Annotated in this window: 20 protein-coding genes; 14 read left to right on the top strand and 6 right to left on the bottom strand. The window is 68.4% G+C overall.

Annotated features, from left to right (window positions below):
* The coding region (locus BM060_RS30550; protein ID WP_074986080.1) for an NCS2 family permease at window positions 1-1,179 on the bottom strand (1,179 nt) is incomplete at its 3' end.
* A 385-nt stretch (window positions 1,180-1,564) separates the two neighbouring features.
* Between BM060_RS30550 and BM060_RS30545 the strand changes: the two genes are divergently transcribed.
* Window positions 1,565-2,326, top strand: coding sequence for a GntR family transcriptional regulator (locus tag BM060_RS30545; protein WP_074986078.1), 762 nt, complete (start codon window positions 1,565-1,567; stop codon window positions 2,324-2,326).
* Between the two features lie 797 nt (window positions 2,327-3,123).
* Here the strand turns inward: BM060_RS30545 and queD are convergent.
* The 3 genes from queD to norR all read right to left on the bottom strand — a co-directional run bounded on the left by queD (window position 3,124) and on the right by norR (window position 5,657).
* Window positions 3,124-3,480, bottom strand: coding sequence for a 6-carboxytetrahydropterin synthase QueD (gene queD / locus BM060_RS30540; RefSeq protein ID WP_009618684.1), 357 nt, complete (start codon window positions 3,478-3,480; stop codon window positions 3,124-3,126).
* A gap of 86 nt (window positions 3,481-3,566) precedes the next feature.
* Window positions 3,567-4,055, bottom strand: a complete 489-nt coding sequence (locus tag BM060_RS30535) for a carboxypeptidase-like regulatory domain-containing protein (RefSeq protein ID WP_061562152.1) — start codon at window positions 4,053-4,055, stop codon at window positions 3,567-3,569.
* A gap of 54 nt (window positions 4,056-4,109) precedes the next feature.
* Window positions 4,110-5,657, bottom strand: a complete 1,548-nt coding sequence (gene norR / locus BM060_RS30530) for a nitric oxide reductase transcriptional regulator NorR (RefSeq protein WP_074986076.1) — start codon at window positions 5,655-5,657, stop codon at window positions 4,110-4,112.
* A gap of 156 nt (window positions 5,658-5,813) precedes the next feature.
* Between norR and hmpA the strand changes: the two genes are divergently transcribed.
* The 3 genes from hmpA to BM060_RS30515 are packed head-to-tail and all read left to right on the top strand — an operon-like array spanning window position 5,814 to window position 8,485.
* On the top strand, window positions 5,814-6,995 hold the full coding sequence (gene hmpA / locus BM060_RS30525; RefSeq protein ID WP_074986074.1) for an NO-inducible flavohemoprotein: 1,182 nt from the start codon (window positions 5,814-5,816) through the stop codon (window positions 6,993-6,995).
* Window positions 6,996-7,050: 55 nt separating this feature from the next.
* Entirely contained in the window at window positions 7,051-7,308 is a 258-nt protein-coding gene (locus BM060_RS30520; RefSeq protein WP_074986072.1) for a transmembrane sensor/regulator PpyR, read from the top strand.
* Window positions 7,295-8,485: an NnrS family protein gene (locus BM060_RS30515; protein ID WP_074986070.1), complete on the top strand. Its 1,191-nt coding sequence runs from the start codon at window positions 7,295-7,297 to the stop codon at window positions 8,483-8,485. Before BM060_RS30520 ends, BM060_RS30515 begins: the two co-directional genes overlap by 14 nt.
* A gap of 356 nt (window positions 8,486-8,841) precedes the next feature.
* On the opposite strand, the gene BM060_RS30510 is transcribed toward BM060_RS30515, so the two are convergent.
* Entirely contained in the window at window positions 8,842-9,921 is a 1,080-nt protein-coding gene (locus tag BM060_RS30510) for a patatin-like phospholipase family protein (RefSeq protein ID WP_074986068.1), read from the bottom strand.
* Between the two features lie 152 nt (window positions 9,922-10,073).
* Between BM060_RS30510 and BM060_RS30505 the strand changes: the two genes are divergently transcribed.
* The 4 genes from BM060_RS30505 to BM060_RS30490 are packed head-to-tail and all read left to right on the top strand — an operon-like array spanning window position 10,074 to window position 12,683.
* Window positions 10,074-10,382, top strand: coding sequence for a PepSY domain-containing protein (locus BM060_RS30505; protein ID WP_009618698.1), 309 nt, complete (start codon window positions 10,074-10,076; stop codon window positions 10,380-10,382).
* Window positions 10,382-10,687 (top strand): PepSY domain-containing protein, encoded by a 306-nt coding sequence (locus BM060_RS30500; RefSeq protein ID WP_074986060.1) that lies wholly within the window; start codon window positions 10,382-10,384, stop codon window positions 10,685-10,687. The genes BM060_RS30505 and BM060_RS30500 overlap by 1 nt, the downstream gene beginning before the upstream one ends.
* Window positions 10,687-11,364, top strand: coding sequence for a response regulator transcription factor (locus BM060_RS30495; protein ID WP_009618700.1), 678 nt, complete (start codon window positions 10,687-10,689; stop codon window positions 11,362-11,364). The genes BM060_RS30500 and BM060_RS30495 overlap by 1 nt, the downstream gene beginning before the upstream one ends.
* On the top strand, window positions 11,361-12,683 hold the full coding sequence (locus BM060_RS30490; RefSeq protein WP_074986058.1) for a sensor histidine kinase: 1,323 nt from the start codon (window positions 11,361-11,363) through the stop codon (window positions 12,681-12,683). Before BM060_RS30495 ends, BM060_RS30490 begins: the two co-directional genes overlap by 4 nt.
* A gap of 20 nt (window positions 12,684-12,703) precedes the next feature.
* Here BM060_RS30490 and pabB read toward each other — a convergent pair whose 3' ends face one another.
* Entirely contained in the window at window positions 12,704-14,053 is a 1,350-nt protein-coding gene (gene pabB / locus BM060_RS30485; RefSeq protein ID WP_074986051.1) for an aminodeoxychorismate synthase component I, read from the bottom strand.
* 174 nt (window positions 14,054-14,227) lie between these two features.
* Between pabB and BM060_RS30480 the strand changes: the two genes are divergently transcribed.
* From BM060_RS30480 to BM060_RS30455, 6 genes are all read left to right on the top strand, one after another.
* Window positions 14,228-16,939 carry a winged helix-turn-helix domain-containing protein gene (locus BM060_RS30480; protein WP_074986049.1) on the top strand — a complete coding sequence of 904 codons (2,712 nt, stop codon included), beginning with the start codon at window positions 14,228-14,230 and terminating at the stop codon, window positions 16,937-16,939.
* A 1-nt stretch (window position 16,940) separates the two neighbouring features.
* A complete protein-coding gene (locus BM060_RS30475; protein WP_074986047.1) occupies window positions 16,941-19,661 on the top strand; it encodes a helix-turn-helix transcriptional regulator in 2,721 nt (906 codons plus the stop codon).
* A 231-nt stretch (window positions 19,662-19,892) separates the two neighbouring features.
* Window positions 19,893-20,357, top strand: coding sequence for a DUF6160 family protein (locus BM060_RS30470; RefSeq protein ID WP_009618705.1), 465 nt, complete (start codon window positions 19,893-19,895; stop codon window positions 20,355-20,357).
* 74 nt (window positions 20,358-20,431) lie between these two features.
* Window positions 20,432-21,193 carry a C39 family peptidase gene (locus BM060_RS30465; RefSeq protein WP_074986046.1) on the top strand — a complete coding sequence of 254 codons (762 nt, stop codon included), beginning with the start codon at window positions 20,432-20,434 and terminating at the stop codon, window positions 21,191-21,193.
* Between the two features lie 45 nt (window positions 21,194-21,238).
* Window positions 21,239-22,243: a transporter gene (locus tag BM060_RS30460; RefSeq protein WP_074986045.1), complete on the top strand. Its 1,005-nt coding sequence runs from the start codon at window positions 21,239-21,241 to the stop codon at window positions 22,241-22,243.
* An 18-nt stretch (window positions 22,244-22,261) separates the two neighbouring features.
* Window positions 22,262-23,860: an outer membrane protein transport protein gene (locus BM060_RS30455; protein ID WP_009618708.1), complete on the top strand. Its 1,599-nt coding sequence runs from the start codon at window positions 22,262-22,264 to the stop codon at window positions 23,858-23,860.
* Window positions 23,861-23,871 lie beyond the last annotated feature (11 nt).

Genomic DNA, 23,871 nt, shown 5'->3' with positions numbered 1-23,871 from the left:
CGGGATGGTCTCGGTGTGTTCCTGCCAATCGATGTGCGCCAGGCCGCCCATCATCAGCATGGCCACGTAGATCAGCGCGCCGGCGGTGGCGTAGGCGGGGATCATCCCGGCCAGCGGGGCGAAGAACATGGCGGCGACGAACAGCGCGCCGACGGTCACCGCGGTCAGCCCGGTGCGGCCGCCGGCGGCCACGCCCGCGGCGCTTTCCACATAGCTGGTCACCGGCGGCACGCCGAGCACGGCGCCGACCACGCTGGAGGTGCTGTCGGCCTTCATCGCCTTGGACAGGTTTTCGATGCGGCCGTCCTCGCGCACCAGGTGGGCGCGCTGGGCCACGCCCATCAGGGTGCCGGCGGTGTCGAACATGTGCACGAAGAGGAAGGCCAGGATCACGCTGATCATGGTCACGTTGAAGGCGCCGGCGATGTCCATGGCCAGGAAGGTCGGCGCCAGGCTCGGCGGCATCGAGAACACTCCGCCGAACTGCACCAGGCCCAGGGCGATGCCGGCCACGGTGACGGTGAGGATGCTGATGAGGATGCCGCCGAACACCCGGCGGTATTCCAGCACGGCGATCATCAGGAAGCAGATCGCCGCCAGCAGAGGGCCGGGCTTGGTCAGGTCGCCCAGGTGCACCAGGGTGGCGGGGCTGGCGACCACGATGCCGGCGGTCTTCAGGCCGATCAGCCCGAGGAACAGCCCGACCCCCGCGCCCATGGCGAAGCGCAGGCTCGGCGGAATGCTGTTGAGCAGCCATTCGCGGATGCGCGAGAAGGTCAGCACCATGAACAGCACGCCGGAGATGAACACCGCACCCAGGGCGATCTCCCAGCTGTAGTTCATGGTCTTGACCACGGTGTAGGTGAAGAAGGCGTTGAGGCCCATGCCTGGCGCCAGGCCCACCGGCCAGTTGGCGTACAGGCCCATCAGGAAGCAACCCAGGGCGGCGGCCAGGCAGGTGGCGACGAAGGCCGCCCCGTGGTTGACCCCGGCGTCGGCCATGATGTTGGGGTTGACGAAGATGATGTAGGCCATGGTGATGAAGGTGGTCAGGCCGGCGGCCAGTTCCGTCTTCACCGTGGTGCCGTGCTGGCTGAGCTTGAACAGGCGTTCGAGCAGGCCGGTGGCGGGTGGGCTGGAAGCGACAGCGGTTTGTTGTTCTTGTTTGGTGCTTTCCACAGCGGGTACTCCTCAACGCTCTTGTTGTTGGTCCTTGCCGTCGGCTGGTTCACCTGCGTCCCTGGCTCGGCGGAAGGCTTGAGGGTGTGTTCTTGACTTGCGAGTCAGGAAGTCACGCCGGCGATTATGAGGTTGTATACAAAAAAATCAAATAATGTTTCGTACCTATCTCCCGCCTTCTTCCAAACAATTCATCGGAAGATTCGTTCAGTCATTGCGCGGAATTTGTACAGAGGGGACGGCTGAATGCCGCATGGCAAGGGGGATACGCCGGGTGCGCGGTGCTGGGCATTTTGTGTACACTGGTGGCCATCATTTCGTCGCGCCCGCGTACCTGGTAGCGGATTGCCCAGGCCGCCGGTCCGCCCAACAAGGTTGAGGATCCATGACCGACCCGCTGCAACAGATCAAGAAGCCGGCGCGCAACGGCAAGAGCCGTACCGGCACGCAGGACGAGATCGTCTACGCGCACATCTTCGACGCCATCCTCGAACAGCGTCTGGCGCCGGGCACCAAGCTGAGCGAAGAGGCCCTGGGCGAAATCTTCGGCGTCAGCCGCACCATCATCCGCCGCGCCCTGTCGCGCCTGGCTCACGAGCAGGTGGTGCTGCTGCGCCCCAACCGCGGCGCGGTGGTGGCCAGCCCGAGCATCGACGAGGCCCGGCAGATCCTCTTCGCCCGGCGCACCGTCGAGCGCGCCATCACCGAGTTGGCGGTGGACAACGCCAGCGCCGAGACCCTGGCCGAGCTGCGCGAGATGGTGGTGCAGGAACAGGCCAGCTTCGCCCGCGGCGACCGTGGCGCGGGCATCCGCCTGTCCGGCGAGTTTCATCTGAAGTTGGCGGAAATGGCCAGGAACGCCCCGCTGGTCAGCTTCCAGCGCAGCCTGGTGTCGCAGACCTCGCTGATCATCGCCCAGTACGAGGCGGGCGGCCGCTCGCACTGCTCGTTCGACGAGCACAACGAAATCCTCGACGCCATCGAGAAGGGCGAGAAGGAAAAGGCCGTGACCCTGATGATGCACCACATGGCGCACATCGACGACAAGCTGAACCTGGAAGGCGACAGCGCCTCGGGCGACCTGCATGCGGTGTTCTCGCATCTGCTTGGTGGCAAGAAGAAGGGCGGGCGTAGCGCGGCGCGTTGAGGTTTGCCTATGAAAAAGCCCCGCCTGAGTGCGTAACGCTGTTCGCTTAAGAAAGAATGCCGTTTCTCTGTCTGGGAGAAACGGCATTTTTCATTTGGGAGGGGCTGTGGCTTCGTTTGCGAGCTTTGGCCCGTCGTACCCAACCTAAACCCGTCATTCCCGCGAACGCGGGACGCGGCTCCATCGCGAACAGCGCTTGCGCTGGCCCGAAGGGGAATAACCCAGTGACTGCGGGGTTCGCGAGCAAGCTCGCTCCTACGAAGAGCAGTGCCCGCCCTTGCTCTTGGACTTCCAGAGGGATATCCGAGCGCACCGGAACGCCCCTTCAGAAGGCCGAGCGAAACCCGCGCTCAGGAGGTCATGCGACATGGATGTCGCGAGAGCCCCGCGGGCTACAGGGACGTACCCTCGGGGCGGGCCTCCGTGGCGGGGGAGTTCGTGAGGGTAGCCCGGCTTTATCGGGCCCGTATGTTGGGGCAAGCCTTTTTGGTTCCTTTTGTGGCGTTTGACAAAAGGGACTCGCCCGAGGGGGCGAAACAAGAGACATCCGAGCACTCGGAGCGGCGCGGTACACCGAGCCCAACGCAAAAGTCTCTGGGTTCCCGCGTTCGCGGGAATGACGAGGTGGGGTGAGGAGTATCAGGATGACTCCAGATTTTCCGCCCACTCCGAACAGCCCCCTCTCCCTTCAGGGAGAGGGTTGGGGAGAGGGCGCTCTTGAACCCAGCACCATCGCTACCGGCAAACACCCTTCGCGAGCAAGCTCGCTCCTACGAGAAGCAGCGCGCTACACAGCATCAGTCCCCGCGATACTCACACCCACTGGTGCAGGTCTCATGCACCCGCACCCGCGACAGCTCCGGCAGCAGCGGCTTGACCTGCTGCCAGATCCAGCGCGAGAGGTTCTCGCTTGTGGGGTTTTCCAGGCCGGGGATGTCGTTCAGGTAGTTGTGGTCGAGCTGTTCGTAGATCGGCTTGAAGATCTGCTTGATCTCGGAGAAATCGCGGATCCAGCCGGTATGCGGGTCGACCTCGCCCTCGATGTACAGCGCCACGCGGAACGAATGGCCGTGCAGGCGGCCGCACTTGTGGCCCTCCGGGACGTGGGGCAGGCGGTGGGCGGACTCGAAAGTGAATTCCTTGAACAGTTCCAAGAGGTGGCCTTCAGATCATCAGTGGGCAATTGCAACCGCCCATTGTACCCACTTTGCCGGCCGGCCGGGCACACCCCGTCGGCGGCTCAGCGCGTCAACTCGACCTGGACTTCCTCGCCCTCGCGCAGCGTCAAGGGCGCCATGACGGCCGCGCCCACCGTGGTCGGGCCATTGGCGCCGGTGGTTTCCCAGGTCACTTCGCAGCTCAGGTAATAGCGCCCCGCCGGCACCTGGGCGAAGCTGAAACGGCCCTCGGCGTCGGCGCGCACCGTGCGGGTGTAGATCTTCGCCCGAGCGTCGGGCTCGCCTAGCGGCCGCCGCTCCTGGTAGGCCTTGTACAGCGGCGCCATGTAGCGCGTCGCCGGGATCAGCGCCACGTCCTTGCCGGCCGCCGGCTTCAGGGTGCCGGCGCGGGTCTTGAGGAAGGCGCGGCCGTCGATCCTGCCGTTGCCGTGGACCGCCAGCGCCTGGTACTCGGCGCTGGGGAACTCGCCGAAGTTCAGCGGCCGGCCCTGGTTGGGCGAGATGCAGCCGGCCAGGGCGAGGCCGAGCAGGGCGACGAACAGGTGGCGCATGAAGGCTTCTCCGGGGCATGGGCTATGCGTCTGCAAAGATAGCCCAGGCCCGGCTCACTTGAGGTCCAGGCGCCTGGCCAGGCGGTTCAGGTTGGCCCGGTCCACCCCCAGTTCGCGGGCCACGGCCGCCCAGTTGCCGGTGTGGCGTTGCAGGCTGGCGGCGATCAGCTGGCGCTGGAAGTCATCCAGCGCGGTGCGCAGTTCGATGCCGGGTTTGGGCAGCTCGCGGGCGGGGGCGGACTTGCCGGTTTCCGGCAGGTGCAGGCCCTGTTCGAGGCCGAGGTCGTCGAGCTCCAGGGTGAGGATGCGCGGGCGTTCGGGGCTTGAGGCCAGGGCCTTGAGCGAGGCGCGGCCGATCAGGTGTTCCAGTTCGCGCACGTTGCCCGGCCAGGGGTAGCCGAGCAGGGCGGCCTGGGCCTCGGCGCTCAGGCGCAGGCTACGCAGGCCCAGGCGCGGGCGGTTCTGTTCGAGGAAGTAGCCGGCCAGCAGCAGGATGTCGTTGCCGCGCTCGCGCAGCGGCGGCACCCGCAGCGGGTAGACGCTCAGGCGGTGGTAGAGGTCGGCGCGGAAGCGCCCGGCGCGCACTTCCGCGGCCAGGTCGCGGTTGGTGGCGGCGATCAGGCGCACGTCCACGCGGTGCTCGCGGTCCGAGCCCAGGCGCTGCAGTTGGCCGCTCTGTAGCACGCGCAGCAACTTGGCCTGGATCGCCATCGGCAGCTCGCCCACTTCGTCGAGGAACAGGGTGCCGCCGTCGGCCAGTTCGAACTTGCCGCGGCGCTCGCCCACGGCGCCGGAGAAGGCGCCGCGCACGTGGCCGAAGAGTTCGCTCTCCACCAGGGTTTCCGGCAGCGCCGCGCAGTTCAGGCTGATCATCGGCTGGGCGTGGCGCAGCGAGCGCTGGTGGATGGCCTGGGCCACCAGTTCCTTGCCCACGCCGGTCTCGCCGGTGACCAGCACGCTGAGGTCGCTGCCGGCCACCAGCTTGATTTCGTCCACCAGTTGGCGGTGCGCCGGGCTCTGCCCGACCAGTTCGCGCGGGGCCTCGCCGGCGGCGCGCTGGTAGGCGTCGGCGCGCTGCTGTTCGTGCTCGGCGCGCAGGGCCAGGTCGAGCATGCGCTGGCTGGCCTTCACCGTGGCCGCTGCCAGGCTGGCGAAGGCCTGCAGGTTGTCCAGGTCGCCGCTGGAGAAACGTCCGGGCTCGAGGGCGTCGAGGGTCAGCAGGCCCCAGGGCTGCTCGTCGAGGTACAGCGGGCAGCCCATGCAGTCGTGTACTTCCAAGTGTACGCCTTCCACCAGGCCGTCGTAGGGGTCGGGCAGGCCGCAGTTGGCGTCGAACAGGGTGGGGCCGGGGCGTTCCAGCAGGGCCTGCAGGCGCGGGTGTTCGGCGATCTTGAAACGGCGGCCGAGGGTGTCCGGGCTCAGCCCGTCCACCGCCAGGGGCACCAGTTGCTCGCCTTCCAGGCGCAGCAGGGCGCTGGCGTCGCAGGGCAGCAGTTCGCGCAGGGCTTCGAGCAGGCGGCGGTAGCGTTCTTCGTCGGGCAGTTCGCGGGACAGGTCGTCGACCAGGGGGAGCAGGGTGGCAAGCAAGGGGTTGCTGGTCATTCTGACCTCTATGTAGTCGGTATGACTCGAATGATTGCTGGTCATTATGACTTCTGTCGCCGCGGAAGTCCCGCGAATACTGGCCGCCGGCCTTGGCACGTTTTCTGAAGGATTACAGGCAGTTCCCACCCTGTCTTGCGTTCCAAGGAGATCCGCATGCTGTCCAACGAACAACGCACCCTGATCAAGGCGACCGTCCCGCTGCTGGAAACCGGTGGCGAAGCCCTGACCCGGCACTTCTACCAGCTGATGCTGACCGAGTATCCGCAGGTGCGTCCGCTCTTCAACCAGGCCCACCAGGCCTCCGGCGACCAGCAACGGGCCCTGGCCAACGGCGTGCTGATGTACGCCCGCCACATCGACGAACTGGAGCGCCTCGGCCCGCTGGTGGGGCAGATCGTCAACAAGCACGTGTCGCTGCAGATTCTGCCGGAACATTATCCTATCGTCGGCGCCTGCCTGCTGCGCGCCATCCGCGAAGTGCTGGGCGAGGAGATCGCCACCGATGAAGTGATCGCCGCCTGGGCCGCCGCCTATCAGCAACTGGCCGACATCCTGATCGGCGCCGAGGAGTCGGTATACGCCCGCAATGCCGCCGAAGAGGGTGGCTGGCGCGGCGCGCGGCGCTTCCGCGTGGCGCGCAAGGTGGCCGAGAGCGAGGAAATCACCTCCTTCTACCTGCAACCGGTGGACGGCGGCGCGCTGCTGGACTTCGAGCCGGGCCAGTACATCGGCCTGCGCCTGGACCTGGATGGCGAGGAAGTGCGCCGCAACTATTCGCTGTCGGCCCCGGCCAACGGCCGCGAGTACCGCATCAGCGTCAAGCGCGAGCCCGAGGGCAGGGTTTCCAACTACCTGCACGACCAGCTCCGGGAAGGCGACGAGATCGACCTGTTCCCGCCGGCCGGGGACTTCGTTCTGGGCGACAGCGACAAGCCGCTGGCGCTGATCACCGCGGGCGTCGGCATCACCCCGTCGCTGGCCATGCTGCAGCAGGCGCTGGACGCCGGCCGCGTGGTGCACTTCATCCACTGCGCGCGCCACGGCGGCGTGCACGCCTTCCGCGAGTTCATCGAGAACCAGGCGCGCAAGCACCCGACGCTGCTGCACTTCTTCTGCTACAGCGAGCCGCGTGAGCAGGACCAGGCCGATGCCGAGGGCTTCATCAGCCAGCAGCTGCTGAGCAACTGGCTGCCGGAGCAGCGCGACCTGGACGCCTACTTCCTCGGGCCCAAGCCGTTCATGGCCCAGGTGAAGCGCCTCCTGCGCGAGTTGGGCGTGCCGGAAAAGCAGTGCCACTACGAGTTCTTCGGCCCCGCCAGCGCGCTGGAGGCCTGAGGCTAGACCGGCCGGCCCATGCGGGCCGGCCACCCCGAACTACCGGAGGTGTGTGATGAAAGGCTTCTTCTCCTGTCCGCAACGCAATCTCAGCCATTCCAACGCCCTGCTCAGCGCGGGGGCCGCTATGCTGCTGGGAGGCATCTTCGGCGCCTATTTCATCGACGCCTTTCTCAACCTGCCGCAACTGGTGGCCGCCCACGCCCTGACCGTCCTTGGGCCGACCGCCATCAAGCTGGGCTACGTGCTGCGCCTGATCGCCCAGCGGCAGATGCGCCAACCGGGCTGGGAGGTCTGTTGTGCTGTTGGTTGATCGCAAGGTTCTGCTGGCGATTCCGCCGCTGTGGCGGCTGGGTTTCCGTCCTTTCTTCCTCGGTGGGGCGCTGTTCGCGGCGCTCGCCATATTCCTCTGGCTCGCCGCGCTGGCCGGCTGGCTGCCCGCGTGGCAGCCGCTGGGCGGCTGGCTGGGCTGGCACCGCCACGAGATGGTGTTCGGCTTCGCCCTGGCGATCATCGCCGGCTTCCTGCTCACCGCGGTGCAGACCTGGACCGGGCGTCCCGGTCTTAGCGGTGCGCCGCTGCGCAACCTGGCGCTGCTCTGGCTGGCGGCACGGCTGGCCTGGCTGCTGGGCGCGCCCTGGTGGCTGGCCACGGTGCTGGAGCTGGCCTTCCCGCCGGCCCTGGCCTGGTTCGTCGGCCGCAGCCTCTACCAGGTGCGGCAGACGCGCAATTACCCGGTGCTGATGGTGCTGGTCCTGCTGACCCTGGCCGACGCCCTGGTCATGGCTGGACAGGCGCTGGGCAACGAGGCCTGGCAGCGTGGCGGCGTTCTGGCTGCGCTGTGGCTGGTGGTGGCGCTGATGAGCCTGATCGGCGGGCGGGTGATTCCCTTCTTCACCCAGCGCGGCCTGGGACGTACCGCTCAGGTGCCGGCCTGGCCGTGGCTGGACTGGGCGCTGCTGCTGGGTGGCGCGCTGCTCGCGGTGCTCAGCGCCACCGGCCCGGCGCTGCAACCGGGGCCGTTGCTGGCGCTGCTCTTCGGCCTGCTCGGCCTGGGCCACCTGGTGCGCCTGGTGCGCTGGTACGACCGCGACCTGTGGAGCGTGCCGCTGCTGTGGTCGCTGCACCTGGCCTATGCCTGGATGACCCTCGCGCTGTTCGGCCTGGCGGCTTCCGCGGCCGGCGCGGCGCTGCCCTCCAGCCTGCCGCTGCACGCGCTGACCGTGGGCGGCGTCGGCGGGCTGATCCTGGCGATGATCGCCCGCGTCAGCCTCGGCCATACCGGCCGCGCGCTGCAGCCGCCGAAGGCGATGGCCTGGGGCTTCGCCCTGCTCAACCTGGGAGTGCTGGCTCGGGTGGTGGTGGTCTGGTGGCTGCCGCTGGGTGGCTTGCTGCTGGCGGCGCTGTGCTGGTCGCTGGCGTTCCTGATCTTCGCCGGGTACTACGGGCCGATGTTGTGGAAGGCCCGGGTGGATGGGCAGCCGGGGTAGGGGATTCATCTGTGGGGCGTGGTGTGCGGGCTCGGCCCATCGCGGACGGAGTCCGCTCCTACGTACGTGCTTCCCTGTTGAGCCTGGCGCGGCTTTGATGGCGGCTCCGTGCTCGGCAACGAGCGGGATTATGGCTAAGGTCAAACGGCGGATAACGCCGTAGGCGTTATGCGCCCTACGCCAAGCTCACCATGGACGTAGGGCGAATAACCGTTCGCGGTTATCCGCCGCTACACCTTCCTCGCCGGCCCCTGCATGGCTGAACCTGGCGCGGCTTTGATGGCGGCTCCGTGCCCGGCAACGAGTGGGATTATGGCCAAGGCCAAGCGGCGGATAACGCCGTAGGCGTTATGCGCCTACAACGGCACCAACCTTTCCCCCAGGCGCCCGCCGTCGACCAGTTCGAGGAACTCGTCGCCCATCCGCCGGCTCTCGTCCATCGCCTTGTTCCAGTAACGCTCGCGGCCGGCGTCGTCGCCCAGGTAGCGCTTGAAGTCCTGGCGGTCCGGCAGCTTGTTGTGCGGCAGGCGCGCCAGGTATTCGCGCGACGGCGCCAGCAGCAGCACGTCCTGCAGGCGGGTGGCGTCGCCGCGGCGCCAGGGCAGGCCCTTGTCGAACCAGCCGGGGATGACCTTGTCGGTGAAGTGCGGGTAGAGCACCACGCCGTCGGTTTCGTAGGGCAGGTCCAGGTGGTAGTCGAGCAGGCCGCCGTCGCGGTAGGTGCCCGGGCCGGCGCCGGGGATGTCGCGCACGCCCTGCATGACCATGGGGATGGAGCCGGAGGCGAGCAGCGCGTGGCGCAGGTTGCCGACGTCCAGCGGCAGGCAGCGCGAGGGGAAGTCCCGCAGCGGCGCCAGCGGCGGTGCCAGGCGCGCGTCGTGGAGGATCACCCGTTCGAAGTGGCGGTGCAGGTGGCGGCGGCCGAGCAGGTTGTCGCGGATCACCGCGCCCAGGCCCAGCCCGAGCGTGCGCTTGCCGTCGTCGGCCAGGCGCCCGTGGCTCTTCACCACCACCACGTTGAGGCGGTAGTGCGGGTTGGCCAGCACGCTGGCGTCCTGCCCGGCGAGCAGGTCGTCGAGCATCCGCGTGCAACTGGCGGAGACCTCGGCTATGTCCGCGTTGCGCGAGAAGCGCTGCTGCGTGTACAGCTCGCCCAGGCGGCGGATGCCGGCGGCGGCGTCCGGCAGGCAGGCGCTGGCGAAGCGCCAGGAGCCGATCGAGGCGCCGATCAGCGAGCGCTCGCGCGGCGCGCGCGGCAGCCATTCGCCGAACAGCGCCAGGTCCAGCCCCTGGATGCCCAGCGCCTTCGGCCCGCCGGCGGCGCCGGGCAGGATGCCGACGTCGGCGGGGCTCAGGCCGCGTTCGCGGATGCGCCGCAGGGCGCGGGCGCCGGCCTTGACGGTGAGGGCGGGGGACTTGATGTGGATGGCGGTCATGGGGGCACTCTCTGGCGAGCCGGCGATTATAAGCGCTGTATTTTCCTAGGCAGCATCCTTCATCCGGTGAATGATCCGTCCTGCATCCATTCAGCTTGAGTTAATGGCCTTTCGATAGCCTGCGAGCATTGGCCATTCGCAGGAGCCTTCCCATGCAAACCCTCACCCGTCTGATCGCCGCCACCGCTCTTTTCGGCGCCTCCAGCCTGGCGCTGGCCCACGACATCGGCCCCGACGAGGCCCTGCGCCTGCGCGACGCCGGCACCATCCAGGACTTCCAGCGCCTGAACCAGGCCGCGCTGGCCAAGCACGCCGGCGGAACCGTGTACGATAGCGAGCTCGAACTGGAACACGGCCGCTACCTGTACAAGGTCGACATCAAGGACGCCCAGGGGGTGAAGTGGGATGTCGAGCTGGACGCGGTGAGCGGTGAAGTGCTCAAGGACCGCCAGGACCACTGATGACCTATCCTCTGCGTTACGCCCTGCTCGCCGCCCTGTGCGTCGCCGGGCCGGCGCTGGCCCACGACCTCAGCCAGGACGAGGCCCTGCGCCTGACCCGCGAAGGGGTGATCCGCCCCTTCGAGTCGATACTGCCGGCGGCGCTGCAGCGCTACCCCGGCTCGCGCCTGCTCGAGGCGGAGCTGGAGAAGGAGCACGACACCTACATCTACGAGATCGAGCTGCTCACCGCCGGCGGCGTGGTCCGCGAACTGGAACTGGATGCCCGTGACGGGCGCATCCTCAAGGATAAGGAAGACGACTGATGCGTCTGCTGCTGGTGGAGGACCACGTCCCCCTCGCCGACGAACTGCTGGCCGGGCTGAGCCGCCAGGGCTACGCCGTGGACTGGCTGGCCGACGGTCGCGACGCCGCGGTGCAGGGGGCCAGCGAGCCCTACGACCTGATCATCCTCGACCTCGGCCTGCCGGGCCGCCCCGGCCTGGACGTGCTGCGCGAATGGCGCGGCCTGGGCCTGGCCACCCCGGTGCTGATCCTCACCGCGCGCGGTTCCTGGGCCGAGCGCATCGACGGGCTGAAGGCCGGCGCCGACGACTACCTGACCAAGCCCTTCCACCCCGAAGAACTCTTCCTGCGCATCCAGGCCCTGCTGCGCCGCGCCCACGGCGTGGCCAACCAGGCCCAGCTGGAGGCCGGCGGCCTGCGCCTGGACGAGGCGCGCCAGTGTGTGCAGCAGGATGGCCGCGAGGTCGACCTGACTTCCGCCGAGTTCCGCCTGCTGCGCTACTTCATGCTGCACCCGGGCCAGCTGCTGTCCAAGTCGCACCTGGCCGAGCACCTCTACGACGGCGAGACCGAGCGCGACTCCAACGTCATCGAGGTGCACATCAACCACCTGCGCCGCAAGCTCGGCCGCGAGATCATCGAAACCCGCCGCGGCCAGGGCTACCGCTTCGCCGGCAGCAGCGGGGGCGCGGCTTGATCTCGATCCAGCGGCGCCTGGGCTTCGGCCTTGCCGCGGTGCTGCTGGTGGTCGGCCTGGCGCTGGCCCAGGCCGGGCTCTGGTTCTACGACCAGGGCCTGCGCCGCTACCTGGCCAGCGGTCTGCAGGACGAGGCGGAAAGCCTGCTGGTGGCGATCATCCGCGGCCCGGCCGGTCTGCAGCTGGACCCGCAGCGTATTGACGGCGCCTACGAGCGGCTGTTCTCCGGGCGCTACTTCCAGATCCACTTCGAACAGACCGACTGGCGCTCGCGCTCGCTGTGGGACCACGAGCTGAAGGTGCCGGGCCACCCGGGCCTGCGCGAGGGCCTGGCCAAGGGCCCGGAAGGCCAGCGCCTGCTGGTCTTCCGCGGCGACTACAAGCGCTACGGCCGCAGCCTGCAGATCAGCGTGGCGCAGGACTACACGCCGATCCTCAAGAGCTTCAACCGCCTGCGCAACATCGGCCTGGGCGCCGGGGCGCTGGCGCTGCTGCTGATCCTGTTCTTCCAGCGCCTGACGGTGCGCCGCGCGCTGCGCCCGCTGGAGCGGGTGCGCCAGCAGATCGCCCAATTGCAGGACGGCCAGCGCAGCCAGCTGGACACCCAGGTGCCGCAGGAGCTGGAGCCGCTGGTGGAGCAGGTCAACCACCTGCTGCAGCACACCGAGGAAACCCTGCGCCGCTCGCGCAACGCCCTGGGCAACCTTGGCCATGCGCTGAAGACGCCGCTGGCGGTGCTGATCAGCCTGGCCGAGCGCGAGGAACTGCGGCAGCACCCCGAGCTGAAGCGGGTGCTGCAGGAGCAGCTGGAGCAGATCGACCAACGCCTGGCCCGCGAACTGGGCCGCGCGCGCCTGGTGGGCGAGGCGCTGCCCGGCGCGCATTTCGATTGCGACGCCGAGCTGCCCAGCCTGCGCGAGATGCTCCAGCTGATCCACGGCGAGCACCTGCGCATCAGCTGCCAGGCCGAGCCCGGCCTGCGCCTGCCGTTCGACCGCGAGGACCTGCTGGAACTGCTCGGCAACCTGCTGGACAACGCCTGCAAGTGGGCGGCCAGTGAGGTGCGCTTACAGGTGGAGAAGGGTGAGGACGGCTACCGCCTGCTGGTGGACGACGACGGCCCGGGCATCGCCGAGGAACTGCGCGACAGCGTGCTCGAACGCGGCACCCGCCTGGACGAGCAGGTGGCCGGCCACGGCCTGGGCCTGGGCATCGCCCGCGACATCGCCGAGGCCTGCGGCGGCAGCCTGGCGCTGGAGGGCAGCGAACTGGGCGGGCTGCGGGTGCGGGTGGCCCTGCCGAGGCGGGCGACGGCGTAGCGCTCTGCGCGGCGCTGCGCTCAGTCGCCGAGGCGTTCCAGGGTGCGCAGCAGCACGTCCACCTTGGTCAGCGACTCCGCGTATTCCGCCTCCCAGTCCGAATCGGCGACTATCCCGCCGCCGCCCCAGCAACTGGCCTGGCCGTCCTTCACCAGCAGGGTGCGGATGGTGATGGAGCTGTCCAGCTCGCCGCGCACGTCCAGGTAGAACAGGCTGCCGCAATAGATGCCGCGGCGGCTCGGCTCCAGCTCGTCGATGATCTGCATGGCGCGGACCTTGGGTGCGCCGGTGATGGAGCCGCCGGGGAAGCTGCCCAGCAACAGGTCGAGGGCGTCCTTGTCGGCGGCCAGCTCGCCGGTCACGCTGCTGACCAGATGGTGCACGTTGGGGTAGCTCTCCAGCGCGAACAGTTCCGGCACCCGCACCGTGCCGGGCGTGCAGCTGCGCCCCAGGTCGTTGCGCAGCAGGTCGACGATCATCAGGTTCTCGGCGCGGTCCTTGGGGCTGGCCAGCAGTTCCTCGGCATTGGCCGCGTCCTCCGCGGGTGTGCGGCCGCGCGGGCGGGTGCCCTTGATCGGGCGCGTCTCCACCTGGCGCCGGTGCATGCGGATGAAGCGCTCGGGCGACAGGCTGAGGATGGCGCCGTCGCCCAGGCCCAGGTAGCCGGCGAAGGGCGTCGGGCAGGCCTCGCGCAGGGCCAGGTAGGCCAGCCAGGGCGAGCCGCTGCAGGGCGCGCGGAAGCGCTGGGTGTAGTTCACCTGGTAGCAGTCGCCGGCGAGGATGTAGCCTTGCACCCGCTCCAGGGCCTGGCGGTACTGCTCGCGGCTCAGGTCCGGCCGGAAGCCGGCATGCAGGCGGAAGGGCGGCAGCGCCGGCGCCGGCGCGTCGGCCTCGAACAGCGCCAGCAGGCGCTGGCGCTCGGCGGCTTCCAGGCGCGGGTGGAACACCAGCTGGCTGGTGCCACGCTGGTGGTCGGTGACCAGCGCCCAGGCGTACAGGCCGACCCGCGCATCGGGCAGGCCGAGGTCGTCCCGGCTGTGCTGCGGCAGGCGTTCGATGCGCCGTCCCAGGTCGTAGCTCAGATAGCCGATCATTCCGCCGACGAATGGCAGGTCCGGAATTTCCCCCGCGTCGGCCTGTCCGAGGCTCTGCAGCGCCGTGCGCAGGCGGGCGAAGAACGCCTTGGCCGATTCGTCGGCACTTGGCGCCAGTTCTGCCAATGGCCAGGCGCTCATAAGGTCATAGCGTCCACGGTCGGCGCCAGGCCTGCCGGCGTCCAGCAGCACGGCGCCGGGCGCCTGGGCGATGCGGGCGAAGCGCGCCGTCGGATCTTCCCGGTAGGGGAGCGGGTGTACGGAATAGCGGGACATAGGTAGGAACAGGAACCCTGGGCTAGGCTGAGAGCCATTCCTGCGCACGCCCGAAGAGTCGATGCTAGAGCCCTTCTCTTCGGTTTACGCAAGGTAAGCATTCTGATAAGAATTGGATTATCCCGCGGAAGCCATGCTCCGTACCACAACGATAATGAAACAGGGATAGAGGCCGTGGACGTAGTGCTAAAAACCGCAGCCGGCAGCCTTCTGCGTACCAGATCGACACCCCCCGGGGTGCCTGCCGAATACCAGTACCGCCCCCAGCTCCAGGCTGCCCTGGAGCGTTCCGCCCATCATCGCGTCCTGCTCTTCAGCGCCCCCGCCGGCTTCGGCAAGAGCGCCGCGCTGGCCATGCTCGCCGAGCGCCGCGAAGCGCAGGGGCAGAAGGTGGTGTGGCTTTCCCTGGAAGGCTCCGACGACGACCCGGGGCGCTTCTGCGGCAAGCTCACCGAGGCCCTGGCCGCCAGCCTGCCGGACGTCGGCCGGGACGCCGCGGCCTACCTGCACAACACCCTGCGGGTGCCGGCCGTGGCGGTCATGGAGAGCCTGCTTTCCGACCTGTTGCGCGTCGACGTGCCGCTGCTGCTGGTGCTCGACGACCTGGACCGGATCACCCAGCCGGACATCTTCGCCGGCCTCAACCGCCTGGTGCAGTACGCCCCGCCGGGCCTGACCCTGGCCATCGGCAGCCGCTCGCAGCCGCCGCTGAGCCTGGCCACCTGGCGGGCCAAGGGCCTGCTGCTGGAAGTCGGGGTGGAAGAGCTGCGCCTGTCCCAGGAGCAGACCCGCGAATACCTGAGCGGCGAGGGCGTGGCGCTCGACGAGGCCTGCCTGAAGGCCGTGTACGCCCGCACCGAGGGCTGGGTGATGGGCGTGCAGCTGTTCGGCCTGTGGCTGCGCCAGCCGCCCGCCGGCGCCCAGCGCGACCTGGCCGAACTGGGCGGCGGCCCCGCCGAGGTCGGCGACTACCTGCTGCGCAGCGTCTTCGAGCGCCTGCCCCGGGACATCCGCGACAGCCTGCTGACGCTCAGCGTGGCGAGCCGCTTCAACGGCGAGCTGGCCAACGCCCTGACCGGCCGCCAGGACGGCCAGGTCCTGCTGGAGCGCCTGGACAGCCTGCAACTGTTCCTCATGCCGCTGGACCGCGAGCGCCACTGGTACCGCTTCCACCAGCTGTTCGCCGACTTCCTCCGCGCGCACCTGCGCGAACGCGAGCCGGAGCGCTTCAAGCAACTGCACTTCAACGCCAGCCTGTGGTTCACCAACCACCACATGCCGACCCTGGCCATCGAGCACGCCTGCCTGGCCGAGGACCCGGAGATGCTCGCCGCCCTGGTCGACGGCTACGGCCTGGAGCTGATCAACCGCGGCCAGCTGTACCTGATCTCGCGCTGGCGCCGGCAGGTGCCCGACGAGATCGCCGCGCGCTACCCGATCCTGGTGCTCAGCGACGTCTGGACCCGCGCCAGCGAACTGAGCCTGCCCGAGGCCAACCGCATGCTCGACGAGCTGCTGGCGCGCTGGAGCGACGGCAAGCCGCAGACGCCGATGGGCGACCAGTACCTCTCGGCGCTGGCGGTCAAGGCCGTGCTGGCGCTGCAGAAGGACGACCTGGAGCAGTGCATCGCCCTGGCCCGCCGGGTGGAGAGCCAGCTGGGGCAGAACTCGGCCTTCCTCGAATGCGCCATCCTGCTGGTCGCCGCCTTCGCCCAGGTGATGCACGGCCAGCCCGAGCAGGCGCGCCGCCTGATGGGCCTGGCGCAGCAGCGCAACCATTTCCTCGACGGCCGCTACCTGCACATGCAGCTGTCCACCATCGAGGTGATGCTGGCCCTGGAGCAGGGCCAGGTGAAGCAGGCGCAACTGCTGGTGGAGCGCGTCAAGCAGCAGGCCGTGCCGCTGTTCGACCGGCGCTCCCAGGCGCTGGCCCTGCCGGCCATCACCGAGGGTCTGACCGCCTACTACCGCATGGACGTCGACGGCCTGGAAGAGCGCCTGCGCTGGGCGCTGGGGCGTGTCGACGTGATCAATCCCATCGACCTCTATGCCCAGGGCATGCAGTGCCTGGCGCGGGTGCAGCGCCTGCAGGGGCGCGGCAAGGAGGCCCTGGCGACTCTCGGGCTGATGCAGAGCCTGGCCTCGCGCAACCATTCCTGGCGCATCTTCGCCATGGCCGTGGGCGAGGAGATCAACCTGATCCTCCAGGAGCCGGCGGCCGACCGCTGCAAGCGCGCCGAGCAGCGCCTCAACGGCATCGACTGGCAGAAGCTCGCCGCTTCCTACCGCCAGGGCCCGTTCAACCCGGTGCTCTGGGTGCGCGGCCTGAGCCGCGTGCGCCTGTTGCAGGCGCGCGGCCATTTCAGCGAGGCGCTGCACGAGATCACCCAGCTGCGCGGCCTGCTGCAAGCCAACTGGCATGGCCTGCAGCGCCTGCGCCTGGACCTGCTGGCGGCGCTCAGCTACCAGCGCCTGGGCTACCAGGAGCGCGCCAACAGCCTGCTCGGGCAATGCCTGGTGGGCGCCGAGCGCGAAGGCGTGCGCAGCCTGTTCATCGAGGAAGGCGAGGGCATCCGCCAGATGCTCCAGCAACTGGAGGCCACCGAGCGCCAGCCGGCGCTGCAGGTGTTCATCCGCAGCCTGCTGGGACTGTGGCCCGGCCAGGAAACGCGCAAGGCACAGGACGTGCTCGAGGAAGGGCTGACCGACCGCGAGCGGGAAGTGGTGTGCCTGGCGGCCCAGGGGCTCTCCAACGAGGAGATCGGCCAGCAGCTGTCGCTGGCCCTGGGCACCGTCAAATGGCACCTGCACAACATCTACGAGAAGCTCAAGGTGCGCAATCGGACCCAAGCGATTCGCCGCGCCCGCGAGCTGAGCCTGCTCTGACATGACCACACTCAACTCCCAGCAGCCGCCCCTGCCGCTGTTGCGCACCAAGCTGTTCCCGCCGCGCACCGACGGCGCCCTGCTATTGCCGCGGCGGGCGCTCATCGACCGCCTGTTCGCGGCGCGCCAGCAGCGCGCGCTGATCCTCAGCGCGCCGGCCGGCTTCGGCAAGAGCACCGTGCTCAGCCTGTTCCGCGAGCGCCTGCTGGCCAGTGGCGCGCTGGTGGCCTGGCTGTCCTGCGACGAGGGCGACAGCGAGCCGCAGCGCCTGCTGCAGTACCTGGTGGAGAGCATCCGCAGCGTCGTCCCCGGCTTCGGCGCCAACACCTCGAACCTGCTGCAGTCGGACATGACCTTGCCGCTGGAAGGGCTGCTGGATGCCTTCCTCGCCGACCTCAAGCGCATCGACGGAGCGCTCTACCTGTTCCTCGACGACTTCCACCAGATCCGCCACCCGGCCCTGCAGCCAGGGGCGCGCTACCTCATCGAGCACCTGCCGGACAACGTGCGCCTGGTCACCAGCACCCGCTACCGCCCGCGCTTCCTGGTGGACGAGCCGGCGCTGGCGCCCTGGGCCTTCTGCCTCAACGGCGCCGACCTGCGCCTGACCCGCGAGGAGGCCGACACCTACCTGCTGGAACTCAAGGGCCTGCAGCTGGACGACGCCGAGCTGGGCCTGCTGTACAAGCGCACCGAGGGCTGGATCACCGCGCTGCACCTGGCCGCCCTGGCGCTGGCCCGGCACAGCGACCGCGAGGGCTTCCTGCGCGGGCTGTCGGGCACCGAGCGGGACATCGCCGACTACCTCGCCGAGGACGTGCTGGCCAGCCTGCCGCCGGCGCTGCAGCAGTTCCTCGACCAGACCTCGGTGCTCGACGAGTTCTGCGCCGAGCTGTGCAACGCCCTGACCGGGCGCCGCGACGGCCTGGACATGCTCATGCGCCTGCAGAACGAGCAGCTGTTCATCATCCCCCTGGACGATACGCGCGAGTGGTTCCGCTACCATCACCTGTTCGCCGACTTCCTCCAAGGCCGCCTGGCCCGTAGCGCCGACCCCACGCCGCTGCTCAACGCCGCCGCGCGCTGGTGCGAAAGCCGCGACATGGCCGACCGCGCCGTGCGCTACGCCCTGCGCGCCCGCGACTACGCCTTCGCCGCCGACCTGCTGGAGCGCCAGGGCGCGCGGCTGATCGCCGGCAACCGGGTGTACAGCATCCTCGGCATGCTCGGCGGCATTCCCGCCGAGGTGATCCGCGAGCATCCGGTGTTCCAGATCTTCTACGCCTGGCAGCTGGCCTTCGAACAGAAGTTCGCCGAGGCCGAGGCGCTCATCGAGGAACTCAGCGCCCGCCTGCTGATGGGCCAGGGCAAGGCGCGCAACTTCGGCCTGGCCGAGCTGCTGGCCGTGGCCCAGGTGCTCAAAGCCCTGGTGCTGCTGTACCAGGACAAGCTGGAGGCCAGCCTCAAGGTGTCGCGCCAGTGGCTGGCGCTGGTGCCGGCCAACCAGCCGGTGTTCCGCGCCAGCCTGGCCTGCATCCTGGCCGCCGCCCATGCGCTGCTGGGCGACTACGCCGAGGCCGCCGGCGCCATCGGCGTGGCCCGCGAGTGCCTGCGCATGGCCGACAGCGAGTACCTGCAGGTTGTGGCGAGCATGATCGAGGCGCTGATCTGCAAGGAAAGCGGCGAGCTGGAGCGCGGCCGGACCATCGCCGAGGGCGCGCGCAGCCGCGTCGAGCGCGTGTTCGGCCGGCGCAGCCGGGTGGGCGGGCCGCTGGCCCTGGCCTACGCCGACATCCTCTACGAGCAGGACCGCCATGCGGCCATCCTCGCCGAACTGCCGCTGGCCACCACCTGGCGCGACGTGGCCACGCCCATGGAGCTGATCAGCCGCGGCCAACTGGTGATGGCCAAGGCGCGCTTCTTCGCCGGCGAGGCCGAACAGGGCCTGGCCCAGCTCGACGAATGGCTGGCCGGCCTGCAGTCGCCGGGCTACGAGCGCGTCTACGCGCTGGCCATGGGCTGCAAGGTGCAGCTGCTGCTGTGGCTGCGCCGGCCGAACGAGGCCGAGCGCGTCTGCCTGCAACTGGCCCGGCACCTGTCGGGGCTCTCCGCCGAGCGCTATGCCGATGCCCAGGCTGCGCTGGCCCTGGCCGAGGCGCGGGTGGCGCTGTCCGAGCGGCGCGCCGAGCGCGCCCAGCAACGTCTGGAATCGGCGCTGGCGGCGAACGCCTCGCCCTATCTGCGCGACCGGCGGTTGCGTCTGGCCTTGTTACTTTCTGTGGCGTATTGGCAGAAAGGTAACAGCGAAAAGGCCTTCGCCCTGTTCGCGCCCACCCTCGAGGAAGCCTGGAACCAGGGTTACCGCCGGCTGTTCCAGGACGACGCCATCTGGCTGCTGCCGTTCTGGGACGCCTGGCGCGAGGCCGAACCCAAGCGCGCGGCGGCCTGGCAGGGGGTGGCGGAACTGCTCCGCGAACAGTGCCGCAGGCTGTCCGTCGACCCGGCAGGTTTCGAGGAAAATCAAGATGTTAGCCACCGCGAGCGGGAAATCCTGCGGCTGGTGGCGGCCGGGCTTTCGAACCGCGACATCGCCCAGGCGGTGCATCTGTCGGAGGCCACCATCAAGTGGCACCTGCACAACCTGTTCGCCAAGCTGGGGGTGCGCAGCCGCACCCAGGCGGTACTCAAGGGCAAGAGCCTGGGGTTGCTCAGCGAAGCCTGAGGCGAACGGCGTTTCCGGCTCCATCCCTTGGATGGGCTGGCAGGTGGGGGGTTGCCCAGTAGCTTGGGAAACAGGACGCGAAGCCTGGTGCTTCACGAATCCATGCCCGCGGCACCTAGGGAAGACGGCGCGGGTCTGGAGGGTCGGCTTGGCCGGCCAACCTGCAGCGGGGCAGGACGCCCCCTGCAGTGCCCTGGGGCAACCCCACCTGAACACTGGAGAGAAACAAGAATGAAAAAAATCAAACAACTGGTTCTTGCAAGCGCTGTTCTGGCCGCTCCCTTCCTGGCCCATGCCGATCTGAAATCCATGGACGACAGCGCGCTCGCCGGCGTGACCGGCCAGGACGGCATCAGCATCGCCGGTGACTTCAAGGCGAGCATCGGGGCGGTGGTCTACACCGACAAGATCGACGACACCAAGTCCGGTTCCCTGCGCCTGGAGAACATCACCCTGACCGGCCCGGGCGGCACCGCCCTGAAGATCGACGATGCCAACCCGCTGACCGTCGACGTGGTCACCACCAAGATCGGCACCGCCGACACCCAGCAGCTGGCCCTGGGCCTGCCGGGCATGACCGGCGACGTCTCGGTGGGCGCCATCAAGGTGGGCGACACCAGCGCCGCCAGCATCGGTTCGCTGACCGTTTCCAACCTGAACATGGCCGGTTCCCAGGTTCGCATCTGGGGCCACTGATCCATCGGTCGTGTGACGCGTATCCCCTTGCCGGCCCGTGCCGGCAAGGGTTCTTCCAGGAGAGAGGAGAGGGGATGTTCGAGATACTGCTGGGAAGCCTGCTCGGCCTGTTCGGTTTCACCCAGACGGTGGATACCCAACCGCAACCCCGGGGCACGGTGAACATCACCCAGCAGCTCACGCCCAACGGCCCCTTCCGCGAGGCCGTGCAACTCGAACCCATGAGCCAGGTGCAGTTCCGCAACGTCATCCGCCAGGCCTACGACTACAGCTGCGGCTCGGCGGCGTTGACCACCCTGCTGGACTACTACCTGGGCCGCGACCTGCAGGAACGCCAGGTGATGGAAGGCCTGCTGAAGTACGGCGAGGCCGACAAGATCGTCCAGCGCCGCGGCTTCTCGCTGCTGGACATGAAGCGCTACGCGGCCGCGCTGGGCTACAGGAGCGGCGGCTTCCGCGCCGAATTCTCCGACCTGGATTCGCTGGAGCACCCGGCGCTGGTGCCCATCCACTACGGCGGCTTCAAGCATTTCGTGGTGGTGCGCGACGTCTACAACGACCACGTCTTCGTTGCCGATCCTGCCCTGGGCAACATCAGCTTCACCCGCAGCCGCTTCGAGGCGATTTGGGACCAGAACGTCCTCTTCGTCATCTACCCCGGCGGCCAGGAGCCGAAGAACGCCCTGGCCCTGAAGGAACAGGACCTGCGCCTGGTGGACGACCGCACCGTGAGCCTGCTGGCCTTCCGCGAGTTCCCGGAGATGAGCAAGTTCACCAGCAACCAGATGATCGAGGCCGCATCCAAAGGCGACGTGCAGTTCATACGCAGCAAGTGATCGACGTTTCATCCTTCCATAAGAACAAGACCAGGGGATTGCATCATGAGATTCAGGGGGTATGCGTGCGCCGCCATACTGGCCTTGCTTGCGTCGGGCCCGGCGCCGGCCGAGGAAGGCTCGGTCGACCAGGCGCGTGACGCGCTGGCCAAGAAGGCCGACGACGCCGACAGCGCCAAGGCCCTGGAAGAGGTGTTCCAGGCGGCGGAGAAGAGCTACACCCTGCTGAAGAAGGGCGAGCGGACCCTCACCTACGGCCTGGACTACTCGATGATGCGCGACACCCGCATCCAGCAGGTGCGCACCGGCGACAGCGTCTACAGCGTGCTGGCGACCAGCGAGGCGCAGCACACCTTCACCAACTCCTTCACCTTCGACTACGGCGTCTGGGACAACCTGACCTTCAGCCTGCGCCTGCCCTTCGTGGCCAAGTACGACACCGAGAGCGACGTCCACGCCTACAGCCTCGGCGACATTTCCGCGACTCTGCGCTGGCAGCCCTGGGCAGCGATGCGCGGCCGCCCGGTCACCACCTTCTACGCCACCCTCGGCCTGCCCACCGGCGACAGCCCGTTCGACATGAACCCGGACAAGGACGTGTCCACCGGCAACGGCTACTACAGCCTCGGCGTGGGCGCGAACATGTCCTACGTGATCGACCCGGTCGTGCTCTACGGCTCGCTCGGCTACACCTACAACCTCAAGGTCGACAACATCCACCAGAACCAGTACGGCGAGGAGCTGAACAAGGTCACCCCGGGCGACACCCTGAACTTCGCCATGGGCATGGCCTACGCGCTGTCCTACGACGTGTCCCTGGCCACCTCCTACCAGATGGCCTACCAGATGAAGAGCCGCTACCACTTCGACACCCGCACGGTGGAGGCTCCCGAGCAGACCAGCGCAATCATGAACTTCTCGCTCGGCCTGCGCACCTCGCCTGACTACATCGTCAACGTGAACGCCGGCTTCGGCCTGACCGAAGACTCACCGGATATCTTGCTGGGGGTTTCCCTGCCCCTGGATATCAAGGGCCTTAAGCCCGACTAAACGGCGAGCGGAGTTCCCATGACGAAGCGCATTTCGCCACTTCTGCTGGCGATGGCAGGGGCGGGGCTTGGCTGGATTCTGCCGGCCCAGGCGCAACTGGCCAACGACATCACCATCGGCAACCCCAAGGCGATGGCCCTGGGCAACGCGGTCACCGCCGATTCCACCGGCATCGACGCCGTGCACTACAACCCCGCGGCGCTGACCAAGCTCAAGGGCCGGCAGACCACGGTGAAGCTGGTCAGCGGGGTGATGGACATCCGCGCCGGCTTCCACGCGCCGCCGAACTACGGCGAGAGCACCTTCGGCGTGTCCGACGACCCGGTGGCCAACTCCCACAGCCGCACCATGACGCCGACCATGTACCTGCCGGGCCTGGGCGGCATGACCGACGTGCCCATGCTGGTGGCGCCGCTGGCGGGCCTGTCGATCAACCCGCCGGGCTCCAAGTTCACCTTCGCCACCAACGTCTACACGCCCCAGGCGCTGGGCTACTCGCGCGACTCGGACGGCGACCCGGGGCGCTACGACGGGCGCCGCGTGTCGCTGCAGCGGCTGACCTACTTCTCGCCGTCGGTGGGCTACCAGATGAACGACACGCTGTCCTTCGGCCTGTCCATCGGTTTCTCCCACCAGGCCATGGCCCTGGACACCGACTTCCGCAACCCCGGCCTGCTCACCGGCCTGCTGCAGACCCTCCACGACACCACCTGCGTGCCCGGCGCGCAGGAGATCGTCGAGCTGGTGTTCAACGTCTGCGGCGGGCGCATCGGCCCCTACGACACCCTGGCCAACCTCAAGCTGGACATGCAGCAGACCCTCTCGCCCAGCTACAACCTGGGCGTGCTCTGGGAGCCCACCGACTGGTTCGCCTGGGGCGCGGTGTACCAGAGCGAGTCGCGCATGAAGCTCAAGGGCAAGTACCGGGTGGACTACACCAAGGACTGGCAGGGCTTCTGGTCCGGCCTGCAGAACTCGGTGTTCGGCGCCTTCCTCAGCCCGCTGTTCCCCTACGGCAACGCCGAGGAGGAGCACGGCGTGGCGACGCTGAAGATGACCAACCCGGACAACTTCTCCACCGGCATCAAGCTGCGCCCGTTCGATGACTGGCAGTTCAACTTCGACCTGAAGTGGAGCGGCTACAGCGACTGGAACAACCTGGAGATCGAGTTCGACAGGGAACTGGACTTGCTGCGCATCGCCAAGAACTTCGCCCCCAACGGCGCCACCGACCACAGCATCATCCTCGACCGTGGCTACCGCGACACCTGGAGCTACGCCATGGGTGTGCAGTACGACGTCAACGACCGCCTGCAGCTGCGCGCCGGCTACGAATACCGGCCCTCGGCGATTCCCAAGAGCAAGGCCGACGCCCTGGTGCCCATCGGTGACGCCGACCTCTACGGCCTGGGCCTGGGCTACCGCTGGGACAAGGACACCAACATCGACCTGGGCTTCAACTACTTCGTCTCCAAGCAGAGCATCAAGGCCGGGCAGAGCTGCAACCTGACCTGCACCGGCATCGACAACCTGGTCTACAACCCCTATGCCGGCATGGATGTACATACCACGGTGAAGGCCTATATCTTCGCCCTGACCTACAACACCACCTTCTGAGGAGCGGCCCG

Origin of the sequence: Pseudomonas citronellolis (genome assembly GCF_900112375.1) — a bacterium.
GTDB classification, from domain to species: Bacteria; Pseudomonadota; Gammaproteobacteria; order Pseudomonadales; family Pseudomonadaceae; genus Pseudomonas; species Pseudomonas citronellolis.
Note: the sequence above shows the minus strand (reverse complement) of the source record. Positions and strands in the feature narration are given on the sequence as shown.

Excerpts from the sequence above, each read along its gene's own strand:
- BM060_RS30520 (WP_074986072.1), top strand. The coding sequence starts at position 7,051 with ATGAAAGGCTTCTTCTCCTGTCCGCAACGCAATCTCAGCCATTCCAAC.
- BM060_RS30500 (WP_074986060.1), top strand. The coding sequence starts at position 10,382 with ATGACCTATCCTCTGCGTTACGCCCTGCTCGCCGCCCTGTGCGTCGCC.
- norR (WP_074986076.1), bottom strand. The coding sequence starts at position 5,657 with ATGACCAGCAACCCCTTGCTTGCCACCCTGCTCCCCCTGGTCGACGAC.
- BM060_RS30510 (WP_074986068.1), bottom strand. The coding sequence starts at position 9,921 with ATGACCGCCATCCACATCAAGTCCCCCGCCCTCACCGTCAAGGCCGGC.
- BM060_RS30535 (WP_061562152.1), bottom strand. The coding sequence starts at position 4,055 with ATGCGCCACCTGTTCGTCGCCCTGCTCGGCCTCGCCCTGGCCGGCTGC.
- hmpA (WP_074986074.1), top strand. The coding sequence starts at position 5,814 with ATGCTGTCCAACGAACAACGCACCCTGATCAAGGCGACCGTCCCGCTG.
- BM060_RS30545 (WP_074986078.1), top strand. The coding sequence starts at position 1,565 with ATGACCGACCCGCTGCAACAGATCAAGAAGCCGGCGCGCAACGGCAAG.
- BM060_RS30505 (WP_009618698.1), top strand. The coding sequence starts at position 10,074 with ATGCAAACCCTCACCCGTCTGATCGCCGCCACCGCTCTTTTCGGCGCC.
- BM060_RS30455 (WP_009618708.1), top strand. The coding sequence starts at position 22,262 with ATGACGAAGCGCATTTCGCCACTTCTGCTGGCGATGGCAGGGGCGGGG.
- pabB (WP_074986051.1), bottom strand. The coding sequence starts at position 14,053 with ATGTCCCGCTATTCCGTACACCCGCTCCCCTACCGGGAAGATCCGACG.
- BM060_RS30470 (WP_009618705.1), top strand. The coding sequence starts at position 19,893 with ATGAAAAAAATCAAACAACTGGTTCTTGCAAGCGCTGTTCTGGCCGCT.
- BM060_RS30475 (WP_074986047.1), top strand. The coding sequence starts at position 16,941 with ATGACCACACTCAACTCCCAGCAGCCGCCCCTGCCGCTGTTGCGCACC.
- BM060_RS30460 (WP_074986045.1), top strand. The coding sequence starts at position 21,239 with ATGAGATTCAGGGGGTATGCGTGCGCCGCCATACTGGCCTTGCTTGCG.
- BM060_RS30495 (WP_009618700.1), top strand. The coding sequence starts at position 10,687 with ATGCGTCTGCTGCTGGTGGAGGACCACGTCCCCCTCGCCGACGAACTG.
- BM060_RS30465 (WP_074986046.1), top strand. The coding sequence starts at position 20,432 with ATGTTCGAGATACTGCTGGGAAGCCTGCTCGGCCTGTTCGGTTTCACC.